This window comes from Streptomyces sp. NPDC006265, from assembly GCF_040613555.1.
GTDB lineage: Bacteria > Actinomycetota > Actinomycetes > Streptomycetales > Streptomycetaceae > Streptomyces.
In genome coordinates this window covers 1-10,866 of sequence record NZ_JBEXSH010000229.1, presented here as the reverse complement: position 1 = coordinate 10,866, position 10,866 = coordinate 1, and the positions used below count along the sequence as shown (strand labels likewise).

Here is a 10,866-nt window from a genome sequence, read left to right as displayed (position 1 = left end):
AGGCGTCCGCCGGGCCCGCCGAGGAGGTCGCCGCCGAGATCCGGGCGACGGGCGGTACCGCGCTCGCGCACACCGGCGACGTCTCCGACTTCGCACAGGCCCGCACGCTCGTCGACTCGGCGGTCGACGCGTTCGGCAGGCTCGACATCCTCGTCAACAACGCGGGCATCCTGCGCGACCGCATGGTGTTCTCCATGGCCGAGGAGGAGTGGGACTCCGTCCTGCGCGTGCACCTCAAGGGACACTTCAACACCACCCGGTTCGCCGCCGCGCACTGGCGGGAGCGGTCCAAGCGCGCCGGGGAGCCGGTGTTCGGGCGGATCGTGAACACCTCCTCGGAGGCGTTCCTCGCCGGTTCCGCCGGCCAGCCCAACTACGCGGCCGCCAAAGGCGGGATCGTCGGTCTCACCACCTCCACCGCCCTCGCGCTCGGCAGGTACGGCGTCACAGCCAACGCCATCTGCCCCCGGGCCCGCACCCGGATGACCGAGGACGTCTTCGCGGGGATCGAGCAGCCCTCCGGGGCCGGCCTCGATCCCCTCGCCCCCGAGCACGTCGCCCCGCTCGTCGGCTTCCTGGCCTCACCCGCGGCCGCCCACGTCAACGGGCAGCTCCTCGTGGTGCACGGCGGGATGGTCGCCGTCGTCGATCGGCCGCGGGTCGCCGCGAAGTTCGACAGCAAGCAGGACACCTTCACCTACGACGAGCTGGAGGCCGCCCTCGGGCCGTACTACGCCGACCGGCCGGCCGGGGAGACGTTCGCGGCGGCGGAGGTGCTGGGCCTCAAACGCGGGTGAAGGACATGGAACGGCCCTCCCCGCTGGTGGCGGGAAGGGCCGTTCGCCGTCTGGTGACTGACGTGCCGTCAGGCCGCAGTCACGGCCTGCTCGGTTTCCGCCACCGGCTTGCGGTGACGTCCGCGCGGAGCCGTCTCGCCGTCCTGCGTGGAGACCTCACCACGGTGCCGGCCGGGGCCGGTGGAGGACTGCTGGACGGTGGGGGTCCCCCCTGGACGGAGCTCGTCGGAGTCCTTGGGGGAAGTACGCGGCTGGTTCGTGCTGGCGTCGCTCATCGGATGGAATTCACCCCGTCAACATGATCTTTTTACAGCCGGGTGAGTCTAACCGGCGCCCCAGACCTCGGATCCAGGCCGCCACGCCAACCGGCACTAGTTCGTTACAAGGCGTCCCAACGGCGCTTCCTGAAGGGGCACAGGGCGTGCGGCGGAGGGCGCCGGAGGCTCGGCGGGCCGGGCCGGCGGGTCGGGCACTCCCGGTTCCGCGGACTGCCCGGAGCGGTGTGGCGCCACCGGCTCCGGCCCCGGTTCCGGAAGCGGCGCCGACGCGGGCCCTCCCGGATGTGCAGCGGGCCTTCGAGAACGTCATGCCTGCCCCTCGGGGCGCATCGGGAAAACGTATTCCGCGCAGTGTGCCCAGCGGCGATCGAGTGCGTCAAGGTTTCGAGCAGATGAACGTCAGCGTTGTGGAGGCCCCTGACGGAAAGCCCTGCCCCACCCAAGGGCTCGGTTGCTCAGTCGGTCATGCCACCTTGACCAGCTTCCAGCGCTGGTTGCTGCCGCCGTTGGTGTACCACTGGTCGATGGGGGTGTTGTCGGTGGTCCCACCCTTGTACACGTCCACCTTGTACCCGTTCGACCGGGACTCGATGGTGTAGCTGCCGCTGTCGCCCGGGGCGATCAGCCACTGCTGGCTGACGCTCCCGCTGGGGGTCTTCAGCTGCAACTGGGTGCCGGGCCAGGTGGAAGCCGCGTTGATGTCGAGGGACTTGCCGCTGGTGACACCCGTGACGGTGAGGTAGCCGCCGCTGGTGTAGGCCAGTTTCCACTGCTGGCTGCCGCTGTTCGCGTCGGTCTTCTGAACGACGGGCGTGCCGTCGCTGGTTCCACCGTTGTAGGCGGTGAGCACCTTGCCGGTGCTGACGCTGATGATCTTGTAGGTGCCGGACAGGTCGCTGACCGGCTCATGGGTGACGGAGAAGTTGGAGTATTCGACGGGGTAGTAGCCGGCGGTGCCCAGGCCGGCCAGGCCCGCACCGTAGCTCGTGTCGGTGACCGTGCCGACGGTGTTCCCGTCGATCTTGGCGATGATCGTGCTGTCCTGGAAGGTCAGCGACAGTTTGTGCCAGGTGCCCGTGCCGGGAGCGGTGACGGTACCGCTGGCAAAGGTGGTCCAGTTCGACGCTTTGTTGCCGGCGGTGTCGGTCTTGAGCAGCGACCAGGAGCCGGTGTCGGACAGGCGCAGGTGGTAGGCGTTCATCCCCCCGGCGCTGAACTTCGTCTGGGTGCCGACACGGCCGAGGAGCTCTGCGGAGCTGCTGCTCTTCTCCAGCAGTACGTCGGAGCTGACCGTGTAGTTGCTCCAGCCGACGTCGCCCATGAGGGTGTAGGGCTGGAGGGCGTTCGTGGCCGGATACCACCAGACGATCGGCTTCTGGGCTGCGGTCTGGCGCAGGCACTGGCCGGTGCGGCCCCCGGTGCAGGGGGCGGCCTGGAACGCGCCGTTCATGGAGGCGAAGTACTTCGCCTCCTGTCCGGTGCCGTAGCCGGCGAAGGAGTCCGAGTAGGGCATGACGAGCCGGTTGCGCGCGGGCGAGGTGGCCGTTCCGGCACCCTGGCCGGTGGTGGTGGTCACGGTGTAGACGCGACCGGGGTCCAGGGTGAGGGTGTACGTGCCGTTGTTGGCGGTCAGGTCACTGTTCTGCACCATGCGCGGGGTGGCGCCGCCGGGCTGTGACAGGTCGGTGGACCACACGTGCAGGGTGCCGCCGGGCAGGCCGCCGGCGATGTCGAGGGTGACCGTCTGGGACGCGGTGGCGTCCATGGTCTCGAAGACGGTGCTCCAGGCGCTCTTGTCGGGCGCGGCGTAGCTGACGTAGCTGCCGCCCGCGCGGTCGCCGCCGAGGTAGCCGGAGGCGCTGTCGAGGTACTTCCAGCCGGGTGAGGTGAACTGCGTGGTCTGGGCGATGGACCAGGCGGTGCGGGAGACACTGTAGGCGCCGGACCACGGCTGGTTCGCGGTGACCAGGCCCTGGTCGTGGAAGTAGAGGTTCTGGTAGTCGGCGGCCAGCATGGGCCAGTTGATGTACGCGCTCAGCTTGGCGTCGAGGTAGCCGCGGTTGATGGCACGGGCGACCGGGGCCGCTCCGGTCTCGGCGTTCTCCGAGCCGTTCTCGCTGGCCCAGAGCTGCTTGCCCAGCGACTGGGCGTCGGCGGAGGAGGAGCAGGTGGTCATCGCGGACGCGTACGTGCAGGGATAGTGCGCGCCGACGATGTCCACGGCGTTGTTAAGGGCGCTGTCGGTCTTCATGGCGGTGGCGATGTTCCAGTTGGTCTCATCGCTGCCGACCAGCTTGGTCGAGGTGTAGCCGTTCGCGGCCAGGGCCGACTTCAGGTTCTCGTAGAAGGAGGCGCTGTACGTTTTCTCGTTCTGGCCGCCGAGGTAGTCGATGCTCAGGCCGTGTTGTTTGGCGCAGCCCATCCAGTCGATCAGGTAGTTGATCCCGTCCGTCGAGTAGAAGTTGCCGTTCCCTATCCAGCCGGGGGCGCCCCAGGCCAGGGCGAAGAGCTTGATGTCGGGGTTACGGGCCTTGGCCTGCTCCATCGCCCACCACTCGTAGCCGGCGTTGCAGTCGATGTCGCCTTTCGAGTGCTCGAAGCTGGCCTCGGAGCCGTCGGTTGAGTTGGTGTCACCGCCGATCTCGACCTTGAGGATCTGCAGGGCCGCGCCGTAGCCGGGCTTGAACAGGTAGTCCAGGATCTGGTTGCGCTGGGTGGACGGGTAGTCGACCAGGAGGCGGGTGTTGCCGCCGCCGCCGCTGATCGCGCCCACGCCGTCGAAGGTGCGTCCACCGCTGGTGCCGTCCACGGTGATGGCCGTGTCGGTGGCGGCATACGCGGGCGACACTGCTCGGCTGGTCAGCAGGGCCAGTCCCATGAACAGGGCGGCCAGGGCCGCCAGCCGTCTGATGTGCCTGTCAGGCAGCCCTATGACGTCGTGCACGGGAGATCCTCCTCGGAGGGGGTGCGGGTGTGAGTGAGGCTTGCACCGGGACTCCGTCCGGGTGCCTCGCGCCGGATTGCAGAGGTGGGGCGCCCCCGGAGGTAGGCGCCCAGCGTCGGCGGGAAATCGTATTCCGCATTCCCGCGCAGTGTGCCCGTCTGTGACCGAAGGCGTCAAGACGTCGGTAAACACGCAAGAAACGCATCTTTGGTGCGACGTTCCGGTGGCCCGAGGGCCCTGGGTGTGTCGGCCGGAGTGACCCGGCGGTGCGGTCGGACTCGAGGGCGGTTCAGACGACGCGGATCGCCGTGCTGTCGCGCACCACGACCTGCCCGCGCATCATCAAATGCTCCGCTCCCGCACGATCCGCGAGCGCGAGGCGGGCCGCCTCGGCACCTGCCTGCGCCAGCGGCAACGACACGGTCGTGAGCCGCGGTGTCACGTCGATCGCGAGCTCGAGGTCGTCGAAGCCGGTCACCGAGACGTCGTCCGGCACCGCCACCCCGGCAGCTCGGAAGGCGGACATCGCGCCGATGGCGATGGTGTCGTTGGCGGCGAGGACCGCGTGGGGCAGCTCCAGCCCCTCGGCGACCAGCTGCCGCGCCGCGTCGAAGCCTCCTTGGCGGCTCACCGCGCAGTGCGAGATCCGGATGTGCCGCTTCTCGACGCCGCCGTCGCGGAGCCCGGCCATGAAGCCCGCGGTGCGGGCGGAGACGTTCCCCCGCCCGCGCGCGCCGGCGAGGATCGTCACGTGCCGGTGCCCCGCCCCGGCGACGTAGGTGGCCAGTTCCTTCGCGGGGCCGTGATTGTCGAAGCTGATGGAGTCGAACGGCATGTCGGTGTCGCCGACGATCACTACCCGGCCGCCCTCGCGTTCGTAGCCGAGCAACTCGTCGAGCAGGCGCCCGCCGAGGGCGTCCGTGTCGAGGCGGCTCGAGGTCAGGATGAGCGCACGCGGCCGCAGAGCACGCTGCAACCGAACGGTTTCGAACTGGCGCTCGGCGGTGCCGTGGGTCGACGAGACGGTCACGAACGCCCCGGCGTCGCGCGCTCGCCGTTCCATCGCCGCGGCGACCATGCCCATCGTCGGGGTCGTGAGGTCGTCGCCGACGACCGCGACCGAGTCGTTCGCGCGCCGCATCGCCCGGGCCGAGGCGTCCGGGGTGTAGCGCAATGCGGCCGCGGCGGAGAGGACCCGCTGCCGGTATTCCTCCGCGACCGTCCGGGAGCTGCCGCCCAGCACGCGTGACGCGGTCGGGACCGACACACCGGCGGCCGCCGCCACGTCACGCAGGGTGACGGTCGGTCTGGCTGAATGGGGCATCGCGCCGTCCCTCCCGCACCACGAAAACGAGCCGCCGCCGACGCTACCCGAGGATATCCCCGGCCAGGTCGCCGAGGTGTGGACGAAAATGCCGCTGACCGACTCGGGATACGGTCGCCCGGCTCGAAGGTGGTCGAGTCGGCCCGGTTGGATTCCGCAACGCATGTGCGGCGCAGTAAGCACACGGCCTACGGAGTGACCCTCGGTAGTGATTCCGCGACTTCCAGGCGCTGGGCGGCTCGGTGCACAATGTGCGGCATGGAAGAGGGAGCGGCAGCGCCTGTACGGCGTCGCGGGGAGGCCGTGTCCGAGGGACGCCAGGTGACCCTGCATGATGTGGCGCGGACGGCGGGCGTCTCACAGGCGACGGCGTCGCGGGTGCTCAACGGCAGCGTCCGCAACGTCCGGCAGGAGAACGTCGACCGTGTGCTCACCGCGGCCGCGGAACTGGACTACGCGCCGCACCTGTCCGCCCAGGCGATAGCGCGGGGTTCGACGAACATCGCCGCGCTGGTCGTCAGCGGTGTCGACGACCCGTACTTCTCCTCCATCGCGGCAGGTGTGACGCAGGCAGCCGAGGCCGCCGGACTCATCGTGACCATGGCGGTCGCGGACCGCTCCCCGGAGCGTGAACTCCAGATCGTGGGGACGCTGCGCGGCATGCGCCCCCGCGTCATCATCATGACCGGCAGCCGCGTCGACGGCGCCGATGCCCGCGACGCACTCGTCGAGGAGCTCCGCGCCTACCGGGAAGCGGGTGGCAGCGTAGTCCTGATCAGCCAGCACGACCTGCCGTTCCACACCGTCAGTATCGACAACTACGGTGGAGCGCGGCAGCTTGCCCGCGCGTTGGTAGGGCTCGGCTACCGGCGGTTCGCGGTGGTCCGCGCAGGATCCGCACTCAGGACGTCCCGTGACCGGTGCAGCGGTTTCGTGGACGGCCTGCGCGAGTTCGGCATCGGCGTCGACGACCGGTTGGTGGTGGACGCTGAGTTCAGCCGCCGAGGGGGTTGTGCGGCGGCCCGGGAGCTCGTTCAGCAGGGACTGGACGGCACGGAACTCGTGTTCGCGGTCAGCGACGTCATGGCGATCGGTGTGATGACCGCATTCCGCGACGCCGGGCTTGTCCCTGGCCGGGACATCGCCGTCGCCGGCTTCGACGACATCGGCTCGGCGGTGGACGTCGTCCCGGAGCTGACGTCCGTGAACGTTCCTCTGCAGCAGGTCGGGCTCCGTGCGATGGAGCTCGCGCTCTCCGACGATGACGCCCCGCGGATCGTACCGGTCGCCACGAACGTCGTTCTGCGGGCAAGCACACCCCCTCGATGACGGTGCCGGCTGATCGCGTGGTGAGCGTCGGCTGTGCGGCCCCGAGCTGCTCCGCGGCCCGCCCGACGTCCTCGTGGCGGGCGACGGTCTTCCGACCTGCCGAGCGCGCCGTAGCCGATGAGCACGGTGCCGTCCTCGGGAGAAGCCCTGCTCAGATCAGAGCACATGCCGAGCCGAGCCGGGCGGCGGACCATGACCAGGCCCGGAGCGGGCTCACGGCGGTAGCCGCGAGCGAGCCGCAGTTCGGGGAAGCGCTCCAGCAACTGTTCCAGACGACGCGGGACTCCAACCGGGCCAGTGGTGCGCCGAGGCAGGTGTGGATGCCGTAGCCGAAGGTCATCGGAGTGGTCTGTCCGTCGAGGACGTCGGTCACGATGTCGCGGGCGCGTGCTTCCTGCTTGTGGAGCACGGCGGGAGCGAACCAGCGCCTGAGACGAGCGCAGGGCCGTGTGGTCGGGCGGGTCCCACGTGGTGATCATCGCCGCTGGCAGGTCGGCCGCCGTGCCACCGCTTTCCAGGGCGAAGTTGTCGACGGACGAGTACGCCTCGTGGTCGGTGAGGACGTCCCGTACGTCGTCGTGGCAGGTGGCAAAGTGCACGCCGGGGCGCGGCTGGGACATCGGGCAGTGGTTGTCGCGGGCCTAGTGACCCGTGTCAGAGGTTCCTCGTCAGATCGGAGGCCGTCAGCCGAATGCCGTGCGGCCGATAGGTCCGGACCGGCGTGGTGGAATCTGACCTCCGGCACGCCAAGCAGCTCGCGAGATCTGCCCGAATATCTCCGACTCAGATCACTAGGGCCCTTCTGATGGATCTCCGCGGCGTCGCGATGCCCGGCACGCTCCCCCAAGCTCTCGACTCCGCTCGAGCAGGGGGTAACCCCCACTCGCCGCACCGGACAAAAGCCCTAGTAGCTCCGCTACGAGGGCTTCCGCCCGGCACGCCGAGAGCACGCACCGAACACCGCTCCTTCCTCCACGGAAATCCATCAGAAGGGCCCTAGCGCCCGATGAACTGCGGGCCCTGCGGGGGCAGCCGGAAGTCCGGGTCGGGGGCCGCCGTGACCGGCGGCGGGTAGCCGTAGTCGGTCTGCGCCCCCGCGGCGCCCGCCGCGGCCCGAGCCTGCGGGTAGCCGTACGCGGGCGGGCCGGCGGGCTGCGGGTAGCCGTAGGCCGGCTGCGTCGCCGGCGGCTGCTGCGGCGGGTACCCGTACCCGGACTGCGCGGGCACCGCGGTCGGCTGCTCCGGGGGGAGCGGCAGGGAGACCTCGGGGGAGTGCTGGGCGGGGCCGGCGGTCGTCGGCTGCGCGGGCGTGTTCGTGGTGGGAGGCGCGGGGACCGTCGTGGTCGCCTCCTCCAGCACCTCCGACTCGTCCACCGAGATGCCGAAGTCGGTCGCGAGCCCCTTCAGCCCGTTCGAATAGCCCTCGCCGAGCGCCCGGAACTTCCAGCCCTCCCCGCGCCGGTACAGCTCGCCGCAGATCAGCGCGGTCTCCTCGCCCGTCTCCGGCTTGACGTCGAAGTACGCCAGCGCCTCCGCCCCGGTGTCCGCGGCGTCGTACAGCAGAATGCGCAGGGCCTGGACGCGGTCGAACGTCACGCCGTCCGCCGATGCGACGAGCAGAATCCGGCTGACTCCCGACTCGACACCGGTGAGCTCTGTCTGGATCGTGTCGGTCAGGCCCTCAACGACCCGCTTCTTGCCGAGCCGCCACACCTTTCCGGCCGGGTGCCGGGGCTGGTTGTAGAAGACGAAGTCCTCGTCGGAGCGCACACGGCCGTCGGGACCGAGGAGCAGCGCGGAGGCGTCGACGTCCGGAACCCCCTGCCCGGGTGTCCAGCGCAGCACGGCGCGCACCGTGGTGGCTTCCAGCGGGACGTTCGACCCCTTCAGCATCGCGTGCGTCATGCGGTCATCCTGCCTTCTCGGTCCTGCTCACGACAACGCGGGGGGCCGCGGTCACGAGCGGCGGCGACGGCCGTCGGGGACTACCGTCGTCATGGCCGGGCCTGGCTGTGCTTGCCCGCGTTACCTGAAATTCATGCCTCATGGGAACCTGTGACATGGACATCTACGTACTCTTACCGGCCAGCTTTCATCGATTCGCAGGTCGCACCACCACCACGGGGGAGTTTCATGCGTCATTTCGGGCACGTCGCCCCTGAGGTGCGCAAGCGTCTCTTCCACCGCGAGCCGGGCGCGTTCACCCCGGACTCCCCGGCCCGGCTGCTCGCGGCCGCCCTCGGCGCCACGCTGTACAGCCCGGCCACCAGGCCGCGCCTCGCCGACGACGTCCTCAAGCAGGCCGGGCGCGGTGTGGTCTCGATGGTGCTCTGCCTGGAGGACTCCATCGACGACGCGGACGTCGGCCCCGGCGAGGAGAACCTCGTCCACCAGCTCACGGCCCTGGACGACCTCCCGGACGCCGACCTGCCCCTGCTGTTCATCCGGGTCCGCGCCCCCGAGCAGATACCCGACCTGGTGCGCCGCCTCGGCCCCGCGGTCCGGCAGCTGTCCGGATTCGTCCTGCCCAAGTTCACCGAGGAACGCGGCATCCCCTTCCTGGAGGCCCTGGCCACCGCCGAGACCGAAAGCGGCCGTCGCCTTTTCGCCATGCCCGTGCTGGAGTCCCCGGAGCTGCTCTACCGAGAGTCCCGTGTGGAGACCCTGGAGGGCATCTCCCGGGCGGTCGACAAGTACCGCGACCGCGTGCTCGCCCTGCGCCTCGGCGTGACGGACTTCTGCTCCTCCTACGGGCTGCGCAGGGGCCCCGACATGACGGCCTACGACGTGCAGATCGTCGCGTCCGTGATCGCCGACGTGGTGAACATGCTGGGCCGCGCCGACGGGACCGGCTTCACCGTGACCGGGCCGGTGTGGGAGTACTTCCGGGTCCAGGAGCGCATGTTCAAGCCGCAGCTGCGGCAGAGCCCCTTCCTTGAGGTGCAGGCCGCGGAACTGCGCGAGAAGCTGATTGAGCACGCCATGGACGGCCTGCTGAGGGAGATCTCCCTGGACCATGCCAACGGCCTGCTGGGCAAGACCTGCATCCACCCCTCGCACGTGCTGCCGGTGCACGCCCTGTCGGTCGTCAGCCACGAGGAGTTCTCGGACGCCCAGGACATCCTGCGGCCCGAGCGCGGGGGCGGGGGTGTGCTGAGATCGGCGTACACGAACAAGATGAACGAGGTGAAGCCGCACCGGGCCTGGGCGGAGCGGACCCTGCTGCGGGCCGAGGTTTTCGGCGTGGCGAACCAGGACATCGGCTTCGTGGAACTGCTGGCGGCGGGTCTGCCGGGCTGACGGCACGGCGCAGGGGATTCACGGAGAAGGCTGAGAAGGCGGAGAAGGCAGTGAACGAGGGGGAACATCAGGTGTGCGACGAGGGCGACCGCGTCTGGTCCGGCAGCTGGGTCGCCGAGAGGCTCGGCGTCGAGCTCGTCGGCGACGACCGGCTGACCGGCCTGCTGGGGATGGCACTGCGCCGCAACCCCAAGCGGGCCCATCTGCTGGTGTCCAACGTGCTGGGCAAGCACGTGCCGCAGTCACCGTCCGTCGTCTACGGCCACGGCGTCGAGCTCGGCCGCCGGGTGCGGGAGCTGCTGGGCGCCGAGGAGGCGGGCAGGGCCGTCGTCCTCGGCTACGCGGAGACCGCGACGGGCCTCGGCCACTCCGTCGCCGACGGGCTGGGTCTGGCCCCCTACCTGCACTCCACCCGCCGCCCGGTCGCCGGTGTCGCGACGGCCGGCGGCTTCGAGGAGGCCCACTCCCACGCGACGTCGCACCTGCTCCTGCCGGAGGACCCCGCGCTGCTCGGCGGCGACGGACCGCTGGTCCTGGTCGACGACGAGTTCTCCACGGGGAACACGGTGCTGAACACCGTGCGCGATCTTCATCAGCGGTATCCGCGGCGGCGGTACGTCGTGGTGGCGCTGGTGGACATGCGGTCCGCTGCGGATGCGGGGCGGCTGGAGGAGTTCGCCCGTGAGATCGGTGCGCGGGTGGATCTCGTGGCAGCGGCTTCGGGGACTGTGCGGCTGCCCGAGGGGGTGCTGGAGAAGGGGCAGGAGCTGGTGGCGCGGTACGAGTCGGAAGGATCGTCGGCGGGTGCGGCGCCGTCGTGGCCGGTCGCGCAGTTCCCCGCGCCCCTTGAGAACGTTGCCGGCACGCCCCTTTCACGGGCGCGGGGAACTGCGC

Annotated in this window: 9 protein-coding genes; 4 read left to right on the top strand and 5 right to left on the bottom strand. The window is 70.1% G+C overall.

The genetic code is table 11. From position 1 onward, the window contains the following. Nucleotides 1–797: 3-oxoacyl-ACP reductase (locus tag ABZ281_RS19815; protein WP_356657179.1), on the top strand; the 797-nt coding region annotated here is incomplete at its 5' end. Nucleotides 798–865: 68 nt separating this feature from the next. On the opposite strand, the gene ABZ281_RS19810 is transcribed toward ABZ281_RS19815, so the two are convergent. From ABZ281_RS19810 to ABZ281_RS19800, 3 genes are all read right to left on the bottom strand, one after another. Next, a complete protein-coding gene (locus ABZ281_RS19810; protein ID WP_356657177.1) occupies nucleotides 866–1,072 on the bottom strand; it encodes a hypothetical protein in 207 nt (68 codons plus the stop codon). Nucleotides 1,073–1,538: 466 nt separating this feature from the next. Beyond that, on the bottom strand, nucleotides 1,539–4,019 hold the full coding sequence (locus tag ABZ281_RS19805) for an RICIN domain-containing protein (protein WP_356657175.1): 2,481 nt from the start codon (nucleotides 4,017–4,019) through the stop codon (nucleotides 1,539–1,541). Nucleotides 4,020–4,308: 289 nt separating this feature from the next. Next, on the bottom strand, nucleotides 4,309–5,343 hold the full coding sequence (locus ABZ281_RS19800) for a LacI family DNA-binding transcriptional regulator (RefSeq protein WP_356657173.1): 1,035 nt from the start codon (nucleotides 5,341–5,343) through the stop codon (nucleotides 4,309–4,311). Between the two features lie 321 nt (nucleotides 5,344–5,664). Between ABZ281_RS19800 and ABZ281_RS19795 the strand changes: the two genes are divergently transcribed. Further along, entirely contained in the window at nucleotides 5,665–6,672 is a 1,008-nt protein-coding gene (locus tag ABZ281_RS19795) for a LacI family DNA-binding transcriptional regulator (RefSeq protein ID WP_356657171.1), read from the top strand. A gap of 151 nt (nucleotides 6,673–6,823) precedes the next feature. Here ABZ281_RS19795 and ABZ281_RS19790 read toward each other — a convergent pair whose 3' ends face one another. Next, nucleotides 6,824–7,081, bottom strand: coding sequence for a hypothetical protein (locus ABZ281_RS19790; RefSeq protein ID WP_356657169.1), 258 nt, complete (start codon nucleotides 7,079–7,081; stop codon nucleotides 6,824–6,826). Nucleotides 7,082–7,668: 587 nt separating this feature from the next. Further along, nucleotides 7,669–8,577, bottom strand: a complete 909-nt coding sequence (locus tag ABZ281_RS19785) for a TerD family protein (RefSeq protein ID WP_356657167.1) — start codon at nucleotides 8,575–8,577, stop codon at nucleotides 7,669–7,671. 228 nt (nucleotides 8,578–8,805) lie between these two features. On the opposite strand from ABZ281_RS19785, the gene ABZ281_RS19780 reads away from it, so the two are divergent. After that, the gene (locus ABZ281_RS19780; RefSeq protein ID WP_356657165.1) at nucleotides 8,806–9,972 is read left to right on the top strand and encodes an HpcH/HpaI aldolase/citrate lyase family protein; all 1,167 of its coding nucleotides are present in this window, start codon (nucleotides 8,806–8,808) and stop codon (nucleotides 9,970–9,972) included. Between the two features lie 50 nt (nucleotides 9,973–10,022). Beyond that, nucleotides 10,023–10,866: phosphoribosyltransferase domain-containing protein (locus ABZ281_RS19775; RefSeq protein ID WP_356657163.1), on the top strand; the 844-nt coding region annotated here is incomplete at its 3' end.